Annotated in this window: 12 protein-coding genes and 2 pseudogenes; 8 read left to right on the top strand and 6 right to left on the bottom strand. The window is 65.7% G+C overall.

Features of this window, described 5'->3' with window-relative positions; all coding sequences use genetic code 11:
- Positions 1 to 177: 177 nt before the first annotated feature.
- Complete coding sequence (locus tag BST40_RS15160) at positions 178 to 2202, bottom strand: NADPH-dependent 2,4-dienoyl-CoA reductase (RefSeq protein WP_075548585.1); 2025 nt, start codon at positions 2200 to 2202, stop codon at positions 178 to 180.
- A gap of 277 nt (positions 2203 to 2479) precedes the next feature.
- On the opposite strand from BST40_RS15160, the gene fdxA reads away from it, so the two are divergent.
- Together fdxA and dapC are read left to right on the top strand one after the other, a co-directional pair.
- A complete protein-coding gene (gene fdxA, locus BST40_RS15155) occupies positions 2480 to 2806 on the top strand; it encodes a ferredoxin (protein WP_075548586.1) in 327 nt (108 codons plus the stop codon).
- 32 nt (positions 2807 to 2838) lie between these two features.
- Positions 2839 to 3924 carry a succinyldiaminopimelate transaminase gene (gene dapC / locus BST40_RS15150; RefSeq protein WP_075548587.1) on the top strand — a complete coding sequence of 362 codons (1086 nt, stop codon included), beginning with the start codon at positions 2839 to 2841 and terminating at the stop codon, positions 3922 to 3924.
- Between the two features lie 6 nt (positions 3925 to 3930).
- On the opposite strand, the gene BST40_RS15145 is transcribed toward dapC, so the two are convergent.
- Entirely contained in the window at positions 3931 to 6753 is a 2823-nt protein-coding gene (locus tag BST40_RS15145) for a DEAD/DEAH box helicase family protein (RefSeq protein ID WP_083154617.1), read from the bottom strand.
- A gap of 104 nt (positions 6754 to 6857) precedes the next feature.
- Here BST40_RS15145 and BST40_RS15140 point away from each other — a divergent pair, with 104 nt between their 5' ends.
- The gene (locus BST40_RS15140) at positions 6858 to 9242 is read left to right on the top strand and encodes an amino acid permease (protein WP_083154623.1); all 2385 of its coding nucleotides are present in this window, start codon (positions 6858 to 6860) and stop codon (positions 9240 to 9242) included.
- 39 nt (positions 9243 to 9281) lie between these two features.
- Here the strand turns inward: BST40_RS15140 and BST40_RS15135 are convergent, their stop codons facing one another.
- Positions 9282 to 10436 carry a PPE family protein gene (locus BST40_RS15135; RefSeq protein ID WP_082275557.1) on the bottom strand — a complete coding sequence of 385 codons (1155 nt, stop codon included), beginning with the start codon at positions 10434 to 10436 and terminating at the stop codon, positions 9282 to 9284.
- 48 nt (positions 10437 to 10484) lie between these two features.
- Positions 10485 to 11666, bottom strand: coding sequence for a PPE family protein (locus BST40_RS15130; RefSeq protein WP_083154622.1), 1182 nt, complete (start codon positions 11664 to 11666; stop codon positions 10485 to 10487).
- A gap of 1048 nt (positions 11667 to 12714) precedes the next feature.
- Here BST40_RS15130 and BST40_RS15125 point away from each other — a divergent pair.
- The 5 genes and pseudogenes from BST40_RS15125 to BST40_RS15105 all read left to right on the top strand — a co-directional run bounded on the left by BST40_RS15125 (position 12715) and on the right by BST40_RS15105 (position 17285).
- Positions 12715 to 14163, top strand: coding sequence for an MFS transporter (locus BST40_RS15125; RefSeq protein ID WP_075548590.1), 1449 nt, complete (start codon positions 12715 to 12717; stop codon positions 14161 to 14163).
- A gap of 385 nt (positions 14164 to 14548) precedes the next feature.
- On the top strand, positions 14549 to 14719 hold the full coding sequence (locus BST40_RS15120; protein ID WP_371687254.1) for a hypothetical protein: 171 nt from the start codon (positions 14549 to 14551) through the stop codon (positions 14717 to 14719).
- The gene (locus tag BST40_RS15115) at positions 14716 to 15939 is read left to right on the top strand and encodes a PPE family protein (RefSeq protein WP_083154615.1); all 1224 of its coding nucleotides are present in this window, start codon (positions 14716 to 14718) and stop codon (positions 15937 to 15939) included. The genes BST40_RS15120 and BST40_RS15115 overlap by 4 nt, the downstream gene beginning before the upstream one ends.
- 130 nt (positions 15940 to 16069) lie before the next feature.
- A pseudogene (locus tag BST40_RS15110) lies at positions 16070 to 16671 on the top strand (DUF222 domain-containing protein); the annotation flags it as partial.
- A 182-nt stretch (positions 16672 to 16853) separates the two neighbouring features.
- Positions 16854 to 17285: a phospholipase D-like domain-containing protein gene (locus BST40_RS15105; protein WP_075548592.1), complete on the top strand. Its 432-nt coding sequence runs from the start codon at positions 16854 to 16856 to the stop codon at positions 17283 to 17285.
- A gap of 179 nt (positions 17286 to 17464) precedes the next feature.
- On the opposite strand, the gene BST40_RS15100 is transcribed toward BST40_RS15105, so the two are convergent.
- Both BST40_RS15100 and BST40_RS31135 read right to left on the bottom strand, forming a co-directional pair.
- Positions 17465 to 18007 carry a hypothetical protein gene (locus BST40_RS15100; RefSeq protein ID WP_244174386.1) on the bottom strand — a complete coding sequence of 181 codons (543 nt, stop codon included), beginning with the start codon at positions 18005 to 18007 and terminating at the stop codon, positions 17465 to 17467.
- A gap of 82 nt (positions 18008 to 18089) precedes the next feature.
- A pseudogene (locus BST40_RS31135) lies at positions 18090 to 18562 on the bottom strand (hypothetical protein); the annotation flags it as partial.

Below are 18562 nucleotides of genomic sequence, written 5' to 3'. Positions count from 1 at the left end.
TTGCCGTCTTCGGTCAAGATTAGCAGCCTCCGTGGGCTAACTCATATCAAACGTCTTATCGAGAACATCCTTCCCGGCGTAACTATCCGCAGGTCAGCGCCCTAATGGCGGCGATTTCACGCTCAGTGAAATCGGGCCCATCCGGTCCTGGCAGGGTCCCCGAGGGTCCCGCCCGGGTCACAGCCGGGCGGCAAGCTCGGTGCCCTGCTTGATGGCGCGTTTGGCGTCCAGCTCCGCGGCAACGGCCGCACCGCCGATGATGTGCGGGTCGACACCGCCACGTCGCAGCGCGCCTTCCAGATCCCGGACCGGCTCCTGGCCGGCGCAGACCACCACGGTGTCCACTGCCAGCACCCGGGGCCGCTGCCGGCGCGCGCCAAAGCTGATGTGCAGGCCCTCGTCGCCGATCCGCTCGTAGTTCACCCCGGAAAGCTGGTGGACGCCTTTGGCCCGCACCGACGCCCGGTGTACCCATCCGCTGGTCTTGCCGAGCCGCCTGCCCTGCGGACCTTTGGTGCGCTGCAGCAGGTAGACCTCGCGCGCCGGCGGGGCCGGTCGCGGCGTGGTCAGCGCTCCCCGGGCCTCCGGCGGGTTCGCGGCGCCCCATTCCTCCTTCCACAGCTTGAGGTTCAGCGTCGGCGAATGGTCGGTGACCAGGAGTTCGGTGACGTCGAATCCGATTCCCCCGGCGCCGATCACCGCCACCGCCTTCCCGACCGGCTTCGCGCCGGTGATCGCCTCGGCATAGGTCAGTACCCGTGGGTGGTCGATCCCGGGAATGGCCGGAATGCGCGGCACCACACCGCTGGCCAGGACGACGACGTCGTAGCCTGTCAGTTCGTCGGCGGTCGCCCGGGTGCCCAGCCGGACCGCGACGCCGTGCTTGTCGAGCATCGTCGAGAAGTAGCGGATCGTTTCGCTGAACTCCTCTTTGCCCGGGATGCGGCGGGCCAGATCGAACTGTCCGCCGATGAAGTGGTTGGCCTCGAACAGCGTGACCCGGTGGCCCCGCGCGGCGGCGTTGACCGCTGCCGCCAAACCGGCGGGACCGGCCCCGACCACGGCCACCGAGCGGGCGCGCCGCGTCGGCGACAACACCAACGTCGTCTCGTGTCCCGCCCGTGGATTGAGTAGGCACGACACCGCCTTCTTGGCGAATGCGTGGTCCAGGCAGGCCTGGTTGCAGGCGATGCAGGTGTTGATCTCCGCGGCTCGGCCCGACTCCGCCTTGGCCACCCATTCCGGGTCGCTCAACAGCGGCCGGGCCATCGAAATCAACCGCACCGGGGTCTCGGCCAGAATGTGTTCGGCGGCGTGAGGCATGTTGATCCGGTTGGAGGCCGCCACCGGGATGCTGACCTGTTCGGCGATGGCGCTGCTGATGTCGATGAACGCGCTGTTGGGCACCGAGGTGACGATCGTCGGCACCCGCGCCTCGTGCCAGCCGAAACCGGAGTTGATCAGGGTCGCGCCGGCAGCTTCCACTTCGGTTGCCAGCGCAACGATTTCGTCCCAGCTTTGGCCATCCTCGACGTAGTCGGCCATCGACATCCGATAACAGATGATGAAGTCGGCGCCCACCGCCGCGCGGGTGCGACGCACGATCTCCACCGGGAACCGGCGACGATTGGCCGGTGTGCCGCCCCAGGAATCGGTGCGTTTGTTGGTGCGCGGTGCCAGAAACTGGTTGAGCAGATACCCTTCGCTGCCCATGATTTCGACACCGTCGTAGCCGGCTTCGCGGGCCAGCTGCGCGCACCGCACGAACTCCGCGATGGTGGACTCGACACCGCGCGCCGACAGCGCCCGGGGCCGAAACGGGTTGATGGGAGCCTTGATCGACGACGCGCTGACCGAAAGCGGGTGGTAGGCATAGCGTCCGGCGTGCAGGATCTGCAACAGGATCTTGGCGCCCGCATCATGGACGGCGCCGGTGATCCGGCGGTGTCTTCGGGCTTGCGCCGTCGAGACCAGCTCCGAGGCGAACGGCAGCAGCCAGCCGGTGCGGTTGGGTGCGTAGCCGCCGGTGATGATCAGTCCGACCCCGCCTCTTGCGCGTTCGGCAAAGTACTCGGCGAGCCGGTCGGTACTGCCGACCCGGTCTTCCAGCCCGGTGTGCATCGAACCCATGACCACCCGGTTGCGCAGCGTGGTGAAACCGAGGTCTAACGGCGACAACAGGTTCGGGTACTGGCTCGTCAACGGGTACTCCTGCGGTAGTCGAGCTGCTCATCGAACCGGTCGCCGGCGACGAACGCGTGGGCCAGCCCCACCGGGGCAGCATAAATGTCACTCGGCCGCTGCGCGGCGCGGTGCAGACCGGCCGTGCCCTGACCGGCGTGCCAGTTGATTGACGTGTATGTGCAACGTCTAGTATCAGTAACCGAACGCTTCGCCGATCAGCGGCCCGAAGCCCGCGGTAAGGCAAGCAGCAGCCCCACACTGAGCAGTAGCTGAAGTACACGTTGAGGAGACGTCCGTGACATACGTGATCGCCGAGCCTTGCGTCGACATCAAGGACAAGGCATGCATCGAGGAGTGCCCGGTTGACTGCATCTACGAGGGTGCCCGGATGCTCTACATCCATCCCGACGAATGTGTCGACTGTGGCGCCTGTGAACCGGTTTGCCCGGTTGAAGCGATCTACTACGAAGACGACGTGCCGGATCAGTGGGGCCAGTACACGCAGATCAACGCCGACTTCTTCGACGAGCTCGGTTCGCCGGGCGGCGCGGCCAAGGTCGGGATGACCGAGAATGACCCGCAGGTGGTCAAGGATCTGCCGCCGCAGGGCGAAGAAGACTGACCGGGTCCCTAGCGCCCCGGCCTGGCCGGCGGGTGTCGGCGTCCCTGCCGGACTTTCCCTGGGACACCCTGGCCGACGCGAAGGCTCGGGCCGCCGCCCACCCGGACGGAATCGTCGACCTGTCCGTCGGTACCCCGGTGGACCCGGTCGCGCCGCTGATCCGGGAAGCGTTGGCGGCCGCCGGTTCCGAGCCGGGCTATCCCGCCACCGCGGGGACCGCGCGGCTGCGTGAGGCCGCGGTTTCGGCGCTGGCCCGCCGCTACGGCATCACCGGGCTGGCCGAGGCGGCGGTCTTGCCGGTGATCGGCAGCAAAGAGCTCATCGCCTGGTTGCCGACGCTGCTGGGTCTGGGTCCGCGCGACGTGGTGGTGGTGCCCGAGCTGGCGTACCCGACCTACGACGTCGGCGCCCGGTTGGCCCGGGCGCAGGTGCTGCGGGCCGACTCGCTGACCCAGCTCGGACCGCAAACCCCGGCACTGCTGTATCTGAACTCCCCGAGCAACCCCACCGGACGGGTTCTCGGGCTCGATCATCTGCGCAAGGTCGTGGGCTGGGCCCGCGACAGAGGCGTCCTGGTGGCATCCGACGAGTGCTACCTGGGTTTGGCCTGGGACGCGCAGCCGTTCTCGGTGCTGCATCCGGCGGTGTGCGACGGCGACCACACCGGTTTGCTTGCGGTGCATTCGCTGTCGAAGACGTCGTCGCTGGCCGGCTACCGGGCCGGTTTGGTCGCCGGGGATGCGACATTGGTCGCCGAATTGCTGGCGGTGCGCAAACACGCCGGGATGATGGTGCCCACACCCGTGCAGGCAGCCATGGTGGCCGCCCTGGACGACGACGACCACGAAAAGCGCCAGCGGGAGCGCTACGCCAACCGGCGTGGCGCACTGCTGCCGGCCCTGCGCTCGGCGGGTTTCGCCGTCGACCATTCCGAGGCCGGCCTGTACCTCTGGGCGACCCGCGGCGAGCCGTGCCACGACACGGTCGCATGGCTGGCCGAGCGCGGCATCCTGGTGGCGCCCGGTGATTTCTACGGACCGCGCGGTGCCCAGCACGTGCGGGTCGCGCTGACCGCCACCGACGACCGCATCGCCGCCGCGATACGGCGGCTCAGCTGAGTGGGCTCACCGCCAGGTCGTGCGCAGCTGGGTGGTGAGTGCCAGCGGGTTGTCGCCGCGGAACAGCTCGAGGATCGCCTGGCCCTCGGGGGAGTCGGCTCGCAGGTGCCGTGGTGGACCGATGTGCAATCGCCAGGACTGCAGCAGACACTCCAGTCGATCCTTGCGGCGGGTGAACCACTGCGGCACCCCGTGCCAGGCGATGGCGCCGGGCAGCGGCAGGCCGACGACGGCGCGGGCCGCGAACAGGCCCCGCGCAACGCGCCCGGTGGGCAGGGTGAGCATCTTGCGCCCGATGAGGTAGCGCGGTTCGGTCAGCGGGGCGAGTAGCTCGTCGAGGGCGGCGGTGAACCGCTGCGACTGCTCGGTGGGCACCCCGCCGAGTTCGCAGCGGATCCAGCCGTCGGGATCCACGGTGATTCGCAGCGCGTCGGATCCTCGGTGCGCACCGCCGGCGGCTTTCAGTGCATCCGCGACGGCCGCGGCCAGCTGTTCGAGCGCGTTGGGCGCCTGCGCCAGGCGACGGCTTTGGACACCGGCGGCCGCCACGAGTACGCCGGCGCCCGTAGCGATGATGGCTCCGGCCGCGGTGGCACCGGCGAGCGGGCCTGACCCGATCTCGGCAACCGCGACCGCTGTCCCGGCGCCGGCGCCAGCGACGTACATGCCCGCGACGGCAGCCGCTGTGCGCAGCGGATTACGTTGTCCCGGTACGGGTATGGCCAATGCCGACGCGCGGATGCCAGGTGCGGCGACCCCGGGAGAGCGATGGGATCGGATGCGGATGGTCGCGACGTCGACGCCTTGGTATGGCTCCCCGATGCGCCACCAGGCCCTGGCCTGGTCGCGTTCGGCGATGCGCTGCAGGGCTCGGGCGGTGATGGCGCCGGCGTCGGCAGCCGGGGGCCCGTAGGGCGACAGCGACAGGTCGCAGTGCGTCACACCCGACTCGATGACCGCCTGCGGACTTGCGGCGAAGTACGCGTCGTGTTTGCGCACCAGCCGCAGGTAGTCGGCGTCGCCGCGCGGGTGGTCGGGGCTGACGCAGCACACCGTCCAGTTGTCGGCCACCTTGTCGGCGTCGGCGGGATCTTTGCGCAGTGCCCGGCCGCGCATCTGGGTGATCGCTCCGGGGGTCGTCGCACTGGTCAAGTCCACGGTGACGTTGACCGCGGCGCAGTCCCAGCCCTCGCCCAGCAGGGCGCGGGTGCCGACCAGCACGCGGGCGCGTCCGGTCAGGAAGTATTCCGTGGCCAGCGTGACCCAGGCGCGGGGGCCGAAGGTGCCGTTGCCGCGCACGATCCGCAACCCGGGATGGGCCTGCAGCGCCTCGGTGCGCACCAGCGCGCCCCGGGCGGTGCAGAACGCGATCAGGTCGTCTTCGATCGCGGCCGGACAGGCGAAGGTTTGACCCGTCACCAGCAGGGGACGCAGCGGGGTGCCGCGCCGATTGTCGGAGGCGGCAAGCATCGCGGTGACTAGCTGTGCCGACCCGGACAGGTCGTTGACGGGTGCTCCTTTCAACGATGTGGGCAGCGTGCCGGTCATCGATTCGAAGTCGCACAGCACCAGGGCCCGCAACCTCGCTCCGAGCACGGCGTCCTCGGCATCGAGGATGTGGGTCGTCGCCGCGACCTTGGACTCCGACAGAGCGCACACCCGGTCCACCGGTGAGGTCGCGACCCGCACCCCGCGGCTGGTGAGCCGGTAACCCAGGCCGGGCAGCACCCGTTTGATCGCGGTCAGCGCCTGCGCGTCACGCGGATCGTCGCTGTCTTGCAGGTGGCCGACGGCGAAGTCGGTCAACACGGTGACCCAGTCGCGGGCGTCGGGCGCAACCCGGTGCTGTTCGCGCAGGCGGGCGCCATCGGGTAGCGGGATGAGGCCGTCGAAGGCGAAGCGCAACCCGCTTGCGGCAAGGGTGGGTTCGGCGCGTTCGAACGTCGACCACGCGATCTGGTTGCCGTCGCGCGTCGACCGGTCCACGATCCGGGTCCGCAGCCAGGCGGCCAGCGACATGCTGCCCACTTGTTGGTCGACCAGCGCCAGCATGAGATCGGCGAACCGAGCACGTTCGGTCGCCATCCAGGCCTGCTCCTCCGGTGTTGGCCCGGTCAGGTAGACCAGCTCCTGATAGGGGGCCAGGTCGCCTTCTTTGACCAAGGCAGGTGTGGGGACGACGAAATCGGCCGTGCCGAACAGCTCGTCATGCAGGGCGCGCTGCCACTCGGTGAGCGCGGTCGCCGGGGTCGCGGTCAGTCCGATCAGCGCTGTCCGTGGCCCCAGCACCGACACCAACGCCCCGACCAGCGCCCCCCACGCCGCCAGTAGGTGATGACACTCGTCGAGCACCAGCGTCCACGGTCCCAACGATGCGGCCCGCTCGATCAATGCCCTGCCGTTGGGGTGCAGCAGGTCCAGCAGGGCACGGCGGTCCCGAGTGCGCAGGATCGCCCGCCGCACCGTGGCATCCGTTTCGCCGTCGATGACCGCCAGCGACTGATACGTCAGCACGTTCATCGCCGAGGTCAGGGCACGGTCGGTGCCGCAGGCCGGCGCCGACGGATCGGGTGGCGGGAACCTGGTATTCCACGCCGCGGCCCACTGTGCCTGCACCGCCGTGTTGGGAACCAGAACCAGGGTGCGCCGTCCCACCCGGCGCGCAGCTTCCAGGCCGATCATCGTCTTTCCGGCGCCCGGCGGCAGCACCAGATACGACCGCTTGTCGCCGGTGGCGACGTCGGCGTCGAACGCGTCCAATGCCTGCTGCTGGTACCGTCGCCATTCGCCGACGAAGCCGCGGGAGTGCAGGTCACGGCCGGGCTCCACGAGTGCCCACCCTAACCAACCCTCAAACAGGCACCGGCTTGGCAGAATGCACCGAACGTATCGCCAGCGCTCAGCGAGCGCTGCGCCTCGGGTAAGGAGTGGTCGTGACCGCATCGGCTGGTAATCCGGCTGCCAAGCCGGCGATCCCGCTGTCGCTCGGCGACATAGTCAAGCGGGTCTTTCTGGGCAAACCGCTCATCACCGAGAATCTGGCAGCCGAGAAGCTATCGAATCCCGTTGCGCTGGGCGCACTCTCGCCGGATGCCATCTCATCGACGGCCTATGGTCCGGAGCAGATCCTGATCGAGCTGCTGCCGAATGCCGGGCTGGCGGCCTTCGCGTTGCTGTTGCCCACCACGGGCGTCATCCTGCTGATCCTGGTGCTGGTCACGGCTTCGTATCGGCAGGTGGTGATCGCCTACACCCGGGCCGGTGGTTCCTACATCGTGGCGCGGGAGAATTTCGGACCGCGCGTCGCGCAGATCGCGGCGGCGGCACTGCTCATCGATTACGTGGTTACCGTCGCCGTGCAGTCGGCGGCCGGGACCGTCGCGGTGGTGTCAGCCATCCCGGCGTTGGGTCCCTACAGCCTGGAAATCACGGTCGGTGTGGTGATTGTCATCTGTTACGCGAACCTGCGGGGCATGCGGGAAGCCGGACTGCCGTTCGCGGCGGCGACGTACTTCTTCGTCATCATGATCGCCTTGACCATCATCACCGGTGTCGTCCGCCAAATATTTTGGGAATTACCGATGTACGATCCCGCGCAGCTACCGGGGACGGTACCCGTCCACCAGGGGAACGGGTTGGTGATGGGTGCAACCATCCTGGTTGTGCTGCGCGCATTCGCCAACGGCGGTTCGTCGCTGACGGGCGTGGAGGCAATCTCCAATACCGTCGATGTATTCCGGAAACCGCAGGGCCGCAATGCTCGTCGGGTTCTCACCACGATGGCCGGCATCCTCGGTTTCCTGCTGGCCGGTGTGGCCTACCTTGCCTACGCCACCCACGCGACTCCCTACCGCACTGAATATCCGTCGGTGCTTTCCCAAATCGGGCGAGCGGTGTTCGGCACCGGGGTGATCGGACACGTCTTGTTCATTCTGGTCCAAGCCTCGACCGCGGCAATCCTGTTCACCGGCGCGAACACCAGCTTCAACGGGTTTCCGGCGCTGGCCAGTTTCGTCGCCGAAGACCGGTTCCTGCCCCGGCAGCTGACCAAACGTGGTTACCGCCTGGTGTTTTCGAACGGCATCATCACCCTGACGGCGCTATCGGTGGCGCTGCTGGTGATCACCGGCGGGTCGGTCAACGCGCTGGTCCCGTTCTACGCGATCGGCGTGTTCACCGGGTTCTCGATGGCCGGTTACGGGATGACCAAACACCACCTGACTCAACGCGAACCCGGATGGCGTTACCGGTTGGCGATCAACCTGTCGGCGGGAATCTTGTCGACGGTCGTGGTGGGCATTTTCGCGGTGGCGAAGTTCACCGAGGGTGCCTGGCTGGTCGTCGTCGTGTTTCCGATACTGGTGTTCTTCCTGATGCGGCTCAACCGCGAATACCGGGCCGAGGCGGCCATTCTCGAGATGTTCCGCACCGACCGTCCCGAGGTGGTGAGGTATGCCCGGCACCGGGTGTATGTCCTCGTGAGCTCGGTCGATCTCTCGGTGCTCGAGGCGTTGCGGTACGGAAAAGGACTTCGGGCCGACGAGCTGATCGCGGTGCATTTCATGGTCGATGCGGCCCACGCGGCGCAGCTGCGTAAGCGCTGGGATCACTTCGACCTCGACACCCCGTTGCGGGTGGTGGACTGTCCGGATCGGCGCATCAACCGGGCGGCGCAGCTGCTGGTTGCCCAAGCGCGCGATGAACATCCAGATACCAACGTGACGGTGTTGTTGCCACGCCGAACCTTCGCGCCGGTGCTGGGGCGGCTGCTGCACGACCGCACCGCGGACAAGATCGCGCGGGCTGTCAGCCTGATCCCGGACGCCGCGGCCACGATCGTGCCCTACGACGTCCAGTCCCGGATCAGGGAGGCCTACCCGGACGGCTTCGAGCAACGGGTGGCACGAGTCCTGGACAGGTTCGAAGCGTGGGTTTCCCGGGGCGACGGGTCGGCCGGCTACGCCTACGAGCATCCCGAGCGGCCGTCGTCGGTGATCACCGTGGAAGGGCTGATTCCCGGGCAGCGCGCCACCATCGAAGGGCGGGTCAGTCAGGTCGAGGACATCAGCAAACGCGGGCGAACCCAGCGATGGATTCTGGTGGGCGACGAGAGCGGGGACATCCGGATCGCGTTTCGCGATGGGCGCGGCGGCGCCGACATCCAGCCGGGCCAGCTGGTGCGGATCACCGGCAAGGCCCGCCAGAGCGGCAACCGGCCGATGTGGATGCTCGAACCCGGCTACCACGTGCTGGAGGAGCCGCCGACGAACCCGGATGCCGGAAACGCCGGAGCAGCGCAACAGGTCGGCAGACGGTAACGGGCACATGTGCCCGCCGGCGGCACCCAGTGCGCCGGGCTATCCGCCGGACAGCGGACGCGGCATCGTGAAACGGCGACGCCCCGTCCGCAACACCGGGGTGCCGACGCGTCGAGCGACGTTGCCGCTCATCGGCCCCATGCCGGGCAGCCGGTTGGAGCTGGCGCGCGGTGAGTCTTGGCTGCCCGCCGGAACAGCGCGCAGACCGGTTCCGCGGGGCTGCGGCAGCGTATCGCCAACGCTGGGCTGCGAGCTGGCCGTCGTCCAGCTCTGCGGGACGGACAAGCGTCCCACGGTCGCAGCGCGCCCCACCCCGGCAAGTACGACACCGTTTTGTCCGGCGCGCACGGTGGGTGCCCGGGTAATGGGAAGGGCCTTGGCTTCGGCCTGGACGTCGGAGCGGTAAAGCCCGGTACCGAATCGCCCCGCCGAGGTGACGGTGCGGCTGAGGGCGGCGGCAAGATTCGCCGGGCCGGTGAGCGCATTGAAGTCGCCGACGAGCGTAACCAACAAGGTCGGCCAGAACATCCATCGAGAGTCCGAATGCCCCGCTGTTGCCAGGGTTTGCAGCAGCTGGGCCACCATTTGGCACAGCTTGGCGTGTTCGGCGCTCGAGGTGGCAACCAGATGCGCCGCCGCGGCCACTTCGTCAGCTAGTCCGCCGCCGGTTGTGCTCTGCGGCGGAGCGCTGAGCGGCACCGGTTGCGTGGCAACCAACGACGAAGCGGCATAGCAGTACATCGCTGTCGCGTCCTGAGCCCACATCTCCACGTAGGCGGCCTCGGTGGCGGCGATCATCGGGGTGTTCTGACCGAAGAAGTTGGTTGCCACTAGCGTCGCAAGCAGGATGCGGTTGGCAGCCACCACTTCCGGCGGCACCGTCGCGGCGTAGGCCGCCTCGTACGCGGCCGCCGCTGCCCGAGCCTGATTGGTGATGTGTTCAGCCTGCGCCGCCGTCGTCAGCGCCCACGCCACATACGGTGCGACGGCGCCGGCCATGGCGATCGCCGCGGCGCCCGACCAGCTGGTGTCCAGCAGCTCCGACAGCACTGTGGAATACCCGGCCGCGAACAGCTCCAGTTGCGCGGCGAGCGCCGCCCACGCCGACGCGGCGGCCAGCAGCGGTCCCGAGCCTGGCCCGGAATACATTCTGGCCGAATTGATCTCGGGAGGCAGTATCCCGAAATCAAGCATCGGCACCCTTTCTGTGCATGGACGGTCCGGGTTTGGGTAACCGACGTACTAGCCGCCGAGCGACGGGCGTGGCATCTTGAACCGGCGCGGCTCTACGCGCAATACGCTGCCGACGGTGGGACGCGTCGAGAACCCCGCTATCGGCCCCATGCCCGCCGTCGGCGGCCCGGTGAGCATCTCCGGTGTCTCCGACCATGACGGGCCGCCGTCGAGTTCGCTGTCGGAAAACCACATCGGCTCGTCGGCAGCCGCCACGGCGGGTGGATTTGCCGTCGCCCAGCCCTGCGGAACAGACAGCCGCCCGACCGGTGTCGCGTTACCCACACTCACCGTCACCTGGCCGCGAAGGGTTGCCGGGCCAACCGATTCCGCGCCCTTGGCGATCGCTTTCGCGGCGCCGCCGCCGGCCTGAATCCCGGATCGGTAGGCCCCGGTCAGGAAGCTTCCGGCCGACGTGCTGGTACGGCTGAAATTCGAGGCCAAACTCGCCGGGCCGGCCAGCGTGTTGAAGGCGCTGAAGGCCGCAAGTATCGTCGATGGCCCCAGCCACCAGGAATGGGCCGAATGACCACCCGCTGCCAGGGCTTGCAGCTGTTGTGACACCGTCGACATCAATTGCGTCAGGCTGGTCTGAGCCTTGCCGGCGGCCGATGCGGCGCCGGCTTGGGCCACCGCGGCGGATTGGGCCGCTTGCCCGGTGACGTTCGTGGTCTGGGGTGGGTCCCGGAAAGGAATCAGTTTGGTCGCCGCCGACGACGCGGCGGCGTAACCGTACATCGCCGCCGCATCCTGCGCCCACATCTGCTCGTACTCGGATTCGGTCGCGGCGATGGCCGTGGTGTTCTGGCCCAGAACATTGGTTGCCACCAGCCGCGCCAACTGGTCGCGGTTGGCGATCACCAGCGCCGGCGGCACCGTCGCGGCGAACGCAGCCTCATAAGCGGCTGCTGCCGCACGCGCCCCGCCGGCAGCCTGCTCGGCCTGTGCTCCCGTTGACGCCGCCCATGCCAGGTATGGTGCGACGGCACTGCCCATTGCCGCCGACGCACTGCCCGACCAACTTTCGCCTTGCAGCTGCGAGATCACGACGCAGTACCCGCGCGATGTGGACTCCAATCCTGCGGCGAGTGCCTCCCAGGCTGCGGCGGCCGTCAGCATTGACGCCGAGCCAGGACCCGAATACATTCTGCCCGAGTTGATCTCGGGCGCCAGGGCCCCGTAGTCAAGTATCAGTTTTTTCACCTTCCTCAGTTCCGCCTCAGTTCCGATCGGGTCGCGACAAGCCGAGCCGCGGGACTCGCTGAGCGCGCGTGGCTAGGTCAGGCAATCGGCGGCTGACCGGGATGTTGCCAAACACAACGGACGCCCCTGCAGCGGTTGTGTTGCAACGATTGTGGCTGTCAACGACGACCACGCGCAGTCAAGGGCGAGCAGGGCTGCCAACGCATTGTTGACCATCCGCCGCGTCCTCACCTCGACGGCGCACGTCTCACTGACCAGTCAATAGTCGCATGCAATTATTGCATATGGACATCAAACCCTGACGATGCACAGCAGATTTACAGCTAGCCTTCGGGTGTAACGATGCGATCTGAAGGCCCGGCGTCGAAGAGCTTTCTGGAAAGCCTGACCGGCATGGCACGAATTGCATTGGGGGTGGAAGTATTTCGAATCGCGGATTGCCGGCGGCGGGACATGTCCCCGGCGACTCTGTCTCGGCAGTGTTTGACGACTGGGTTTCAATGTAGTACGCAAGTTCGGATATCATTGTGCAGCAAGCTATTTCGACGCATCAGGAGAGTGCCGCAATCCGGCTGAGGGCTACATCGGCGGAAAGCGGTGCGGCTCTGCATCATCGCCGCTGCTGGAGCGTCGGCCGTGGCTAAGACGAACCGGGCCGAGCCGCGTCCGAGTGATGTCCTGAGTGAGGTGAAGCCTCAGCTCGACTGGCAGTCCTGGCCAAGTGAGCTGAAAATCTCCTGTGCGTCAGTGATGTCCAGTTGTCGGGTGGCCGCGATTGGGCTTCACTGTCGGGTGGTCGGTGTGACGGCGTGCAGCGGTGCTCGTGTTCGTCATTGCCCAGGTGTCACCGGTCGTCGTCAAAACCCCCTTAGAACCGCATTGCGTGGCTGTCCGATCGGGTAGTCATTCGTGACGCGGAGGAAGAGCAAGCGCACCGACTCACTGTTGCCTGATCTTCCTGAATGAATGCACACTAAGCCACCAGGTATTGCCGCTCGGTGGTACGCCGACATCGTCTGTGAAAGGTAAGTACCGTATGGCGCGACCACACCGCATCGCGGATTGGGATGCGGAGGACGCCGCCGCCTGGCGCGACGGCAACGACGTGATCGCCCGTCGCAATCTGTTTTGGTCGAACGTGACCGGGCACATCGCCTTCTCCATCTGGTACCTCTGGTCGGTGATGGTGCTGTTCATGCCGGAGAGCGTCTACGGTTTTTCGACCGGCGACAAGCTGCTGCTGGCGGCCACCGCAACGTTCGTCGGGGCGATCGTGCGCATCCCGTATGCGATGGCGACCACCAGGTTCGGCGGACGCACCTGGGCCGTGTTGTCGTCACTGGTGTTGCTGATCCCCACCGTCGGCGCGATGGTGTTGCTGGCTAACCCCGGCTTGCCGTTGTGGCCATATCTCGTGTGCGCCGCGCTCACCGGATTGGGCGGCGGCAACTACGCCGCATCGCTGGCGCACATCGAAGCCTTCTACCCGCAGCGGCTCAAGGGCTTTGCGCTGGGCTTCACCGGGGGTTTCACCAACCTGGGGTCGGCGGCCATTCAGGCAGTCGGGCTCGTGGTGCTGGCGACCGCCGGCCACCAGGCGCCCTACTTGGTGTGCGCCGTTTACCTGGTGCTGCTGGCCGTGGCGGCTGTCGGCGCGGCACTTTTCCTGGACAACCTCAGCCACGTGATCGACGTGGGCCACGTGCGATCGGTTCTGCGGGTTCCCGACTCGTGGGCAATCTCGTTTCTCTACCTGTGCTGCTCCGGATCGTTCCTGGGCTTCGCGTTCGCTTTCGGGCAGGTGCTGGTACATAATTTCGTGGCCGCGGGGCAAACCCACGCGCAGGCGTCGCTGCACGCGGCGGAGATTGCCTTCATCGGCCCGCTGTTGGGATCGGTGGCGCGGATAGTCGGCGGCAGGTTGGGCGACCGCTTTGGTGGCGGCTACGTCACCCTCAGTGCGTTGGCAGCCATGGCGGGAGCCGGTGGGTTTCTGGTCGCGGTCAGCACCCACGACGACCTCACTCAGGGCACTCGCGGAGGGCCCACCGTTCATACGATGATCGGCTACGTCTTTGGCTTCATCACGCTGTTCATCTGTTGCGGCATAGGCAAGGGCTCGGTGTTCAAGCTGATCCCGTCGATTTTTCAGAATCGCAGTCGCGCGCTGAACGTCACCGCCGCCCAACGCCGCGACTGGGAGCGAGTGATGTCGGGAGCGTTGATCGGGTTCGCCGGGACACTCGGCGGGCTGGGTGCCATGGGGGTCAACCTGGTGCTGCGGCAGTCGTATGTGAGCGCCGGCACCGAAACCCCGGCATTCTGGGTCTTCCTGCTCTGCTATATCGGCGCCACGACGTTGACCTGGTGGCGCTACGTGCGGCCGCACGGTTCGAGCCCGCCGATATCGAAACCCCCGCGACGAATGGGCCGCAATCAAAACGGAGTGGGAAATGCCGCTACCGAAGCGACTACCGCCGGCTAAGGCCGCTTTTCGCAGTGAGGACGATGGGGCTGCATGGTGAGCCGGTCACGAGTGTTGGCTTGGTGACGAGACCACGTCCTTCGGAAAGGTAGTCGGCATATTCCGGTCGTCATCGATGGGTGTGCGTGACCGGGCCGCTTTCCACCGGTCCGCGGTGTGGCCTCAAGCTGGCGCGATGGGTTGCTCTTGCGCAGTTTGGGCGCCATACACCGAGTAATTCTTGGTTACCAGCCGGACACTCATTCTGAACCGTTGTTGACGTATCAGTATTGCTGCTTCAATGATAACTAATCCTTATGAACCTATTGACGGTATCGATCGACGGATTCACCCAAATTCTCCTAATGTTGGCGCGTTCAGGACAACGAGCCGAAAGGTGTGGGGATTGGCATTGTGGGCGGTTCACGAGGGGTTATCTCCGCAGGTGGCGATCGCTGCCCAAGGAGCAGAAGAGCTGGATCTGGCTGGAATCGATGTAGCTGAAGCCGCCGCTAGCTGCGCCGCCGGCGACGCGCTGGCCGCGGCGTCGTATCTGGCGTCGGGCGGTGCGTCGTGAACTCTGCGCTGTGGATGGCTGCGCCGCCGGAGGTGCATTCGGCGTTGTTAGCAGCCGGTCCAGGGCCTGAGCCGCTATTGGCGGCCGCGGGTTCGTGGACGTCCTTGAGCGCTGAATACGCTTCTGTGGCAGACGAACTCAGCTCGGTTCTGAGCGCCGTGGCGACCGGGGCATGGCATGGTCCCAGCATGGACAGCTGCCTGGCCGCGTATGTGCCGTACGTGGACTGGCTGATGATGACCAGCGCCGAATGCGCCGAAGTGGGGGCCACCCACGAGACAGCCGCCACAGCCTACGTCAGTGCGCTGGCCGTGATGCCGACCCTGGGTGAGTTGGCCGCCAATCATGCCACCCACGCGGTGTTGTCGGCGACCAATTTCTTTGGCATCAACACCATCCCGATTGCGCTCAACGAGGCTGACTACGTGCGCATGTGGATCCAGGCCGCGGCCACCATGAGCGTGTATCAGGCAGCGTCTGTTGCGGCGCTGGTGTCCGTGCCGCACACCATCCCAGCGCCAGTGGTGGTCAAGCCCGGCGCTGGCACTGCCGGCAACATTGCGGCCGCCGGCGAGCAGACCCTCACGCCATTCCCATGGCAACAAATATGGGACTATATACAGCTTATGTTCGCTTTTATGAAGATGGATTGGGAATTTATCGGGTTGGACTGGGGCTTCATCAAGTTACTAATCCCACTGGTAATTCAAGACATTATTCAGTGGAATCTTTCAGCAGCTCTTGCTGGATTAAAGCTGATTGCCAGCGATTTGTGGCAGATCGGCACCCACTTTTTCAACATCATATACACGGCGTGTGAGATTCCCCTGGGCGTCGCCAACATGGTCATTCAGTGGATTGCGCAGAATTTGTTTGTTGACGCTGGGATAGTCGCGTTGGCCGGTAGCGTTGCCCCGAGCATGAACGCGTTGACGGGCGTATCCGCGATGGCTGAGGTTGGTCTGCTCCCGGCAGCTGCGGTTGCGGTCAGCGGTGTAGCTCCGGCGGGACTGGGCGCTTCGGCATCGGTGGTGCCGCCGGCGCAGTTGGCGTCGCTGGCGGCCTCGGGTAATGGCGGGGGCGCGGTGGGGTTTGCCGGGACTGCGCCCACTGAGTCCGTCGGGCCGGCTGGCGGGTTGGTCGCCATTGGTTTTGGCGAGGGTCCGACGGTGCCGATGCTGCCGACGGCCTGGAACCCGGATATGGCCGGCGTGCACTAGGCATGCACCACGCAGGCCGGCAGATCAAGTGAAGGACAGCCCAGCAGGGCGTCAGTCATACCCAGGGTCACGACCTACGAGGTAACGCTCTTTCATCATCGATGTCAGACCCGGCTGCGATGGCGTGGTTATGTCTTCGACCGCCTCCTTGGGCTGTGCGCCGATGCTGCCGAAGGAGCGTTCGGCGGTGTTGTTTGCGGAGTTGGCGGAGTTGGCCGGTCAGCGCAATGCGATTGATGGGCGCATTGTGGAGAAGATCGCCGCGGAGATGGATCGCGACCAGCTGTGCGCGGGATGAGGGGGGCGCGGTCGGTGGCGGCGTTGCTGGCCTGGAAGCTCGGCTCGTCGTCGACCAATGCCCACACGATCACCACGGTGGCGGGCCGGCTCGAGGAGTTCCCACGGTGTGTGGCGGGCATGCGGGAGGGTTGGTTGTCGCTGGATCAGGTCGGGGTCATCGCGGTTCGCGCCGGTGCGGGATCGGAGGAGCATTACCTGCAGCTGGCCCGGGTGGCCACGGTCAACCAGCTGCATACCGCGGTCAAACTGGAACCGCGACCCCAACCCGAACCTGGGCCGCAGCCGCCGCCCTCGATCACCAAGACCACCATCGAGCAGGGCAGCTGCTATCGGATCAAACTTGCCCACCACGACGCAGCGAAATTCGACGCCGCGCTGGCGTCTTATCGTGTGGCGCTGATCGGCGAGTGGAACCACGATCACCAGCGTGCGATCCATCAAGAGATATCAACGCGGGGAGAACCCGCGGCTCGGTGAGGCCAAGCAAGTCGCCGATGCCCTCGACTGCGACCTTCATGAGGTATGGCCCGACAAATCCCGGTGCCGTCCCCGCCCAGTTCAGCGACCGTCGCGGTCAGTGTGTACGGCAGCCGGGCCGATGTCCCGGTCAGCGTGTGGAAGGAGCTCTTTTAAGAAACGCCGTCGAGCACATCGACATCCTGGTCTACGGCGGCACATTCTTGTTCGACGGCCTGCCCCGCTTCACCAAGATTCTGGCCGCCGCCACCAAACGCGGCGTGGCGGTCCGCTTCATCATCGGTGATGCCAAATCCACCGCCGTCGCGCAGCGCGGCGAAGAGGAACGCATCGGAGCCGCCCTGGCCGCGCGTTGTCAGATGACATTGGCGCGCCTGCAACCGCTTTCGGACACTCCCGCAATGGAAATCCGCACTCACACCACACCGCTGTATACATCTATGTTCCGCGCCGATGACACGCTTATCGCCAACCCGCATCTCTACGGCGCGCCCGCCAGCGACAATCCCGCCATCGTCATCAAACGCGACGACGCCCCAGACCTATGGAACAACCACAACTCGCCTTGAACGGGTTTGGAACACCGCCCGGCCCATCCCGACGCAACCGTAACGACCCCACCCGCCAACGCCAGGAAGCCAGATGGCTGACTCCAACGCCGTATACCAATACTGCGCCGATTCAAGCGCTCCCTCTTCACCCGCGACGGCTTTGAAGTCGAATCCCGGCCACAACACTTCGCAGAAGCTCAATCCCAGCAGATTGAAGAAGACAAGAATAGACCCCAGATGAATCGTGCACCGTAATGTTCTCCATTCCAAAAAAAGTCGTACTCCTCGTATGCGGGCAAGAACTCATCGAATAGAGGCCACTTGCCGCGAAGAGTCATGGGGCCAAACTGCTCTGCGAATTCGGCGATGTCCACGCTCCAAGTTAGCAGCTCGGTAGGGGAATCAACGCAAGGTGAATCGCGCCTCGTGTGCCAGTAACCCGCCGATTCAAGTACTCCTTCGTCGCCGGCGATGGCGTTGAAGTCGAATCCAGGCCACAATATACTGTTGTATTTCAATTCTGCGGAGTCCTGGTCAGCAACGCCTAGCAGCTTTTTCATGTTCTCATAACGGGAAGCTTCGTCGCCAAGTGCTCTTGCTATTCGCTCATGTATAAGTTCCGCATCTTCCAAGGAGAGCCCGTGTTCGGCCAGTTTGGCTTCTAGTTGAGCTTCCTTGTTCGCCATTGACATTCTTAGCCTCATGGTCATGAGCAGGTAGACATCAAAATCAATGATCACTGGATATGAGGATACGTTCATCTCTCCACGCTTCATCGGCCAATGTACGGCAAGAATTTGTGAAGGTCACCCACAAAAACTGTTACCGATCCGTCAGGATGTACCACCATTGCTCTCCATAGGCTAAGTCCGCGGGCAGCACCACTTTTGTTCCGTCGGGCACGTTAACAATTCCCCCAGTTTCACCAAAAGCGGCCTTAGCGGCGATGTCTGTTGCTTCGACAGCCTCTTCCTGACTAACGTGCAGACCCGTAATCCTGTCCGCCAGAGTATCCAGCCTGGTTCCTCTCGGGAGAGTCGAGACTTCCCTACCGATTTCTGTGGCCCGATCGGCAATACTTGGGCTTGAGGGCAGCGCCTCACTGGCCACCGTCATCCCGGCCGACACCGACTGCGCATCAGAAAACACCCCCCGCGCCGCGGCATGCTCAGCAGCAGTGCTCACATACGCTGCTCCCACCTCGGCCAGCGCCGCAGCAAACGCCGCCGAATCGCCATCCTCGCCCATCGGCATCACCCCCACCAACATCGGCGCACCCGCGGCAACCCCCACAC

This window comes from Mycobacterium persicum (assembly GCF_002086675.1).
In the GTDB taxonomy this organism is placed as follows: domain Bacteria; phylum Actinomycetota; class Actinomycetes; order Mycobacteriales; family Mycobacteriaceae; genus Mycobacterium; species Mycobacterium persicum.
Note: the sequence above shows the minus strand (reverse complement) of the source record. Positions and strands in the feature narration are given on the sequence as shown.

Excerpts from the sequence above, each read along its gene's own strand:
- BST40_RS15135 (WP_082275557.1), bottom strand. The coding sequence starts at position 10,436 with ATGCTTGATTTCGGGATACTGCCTCCCGAGATCAATTCGGCCAGAATG.
- BST40_RS15125 (WP_075548590.1), top strand. The coding sequence starts at position 12,715 with ATGGCGCGACCACACCGCATCGCGGATTGGGATGCGGAGGACGCCGCC.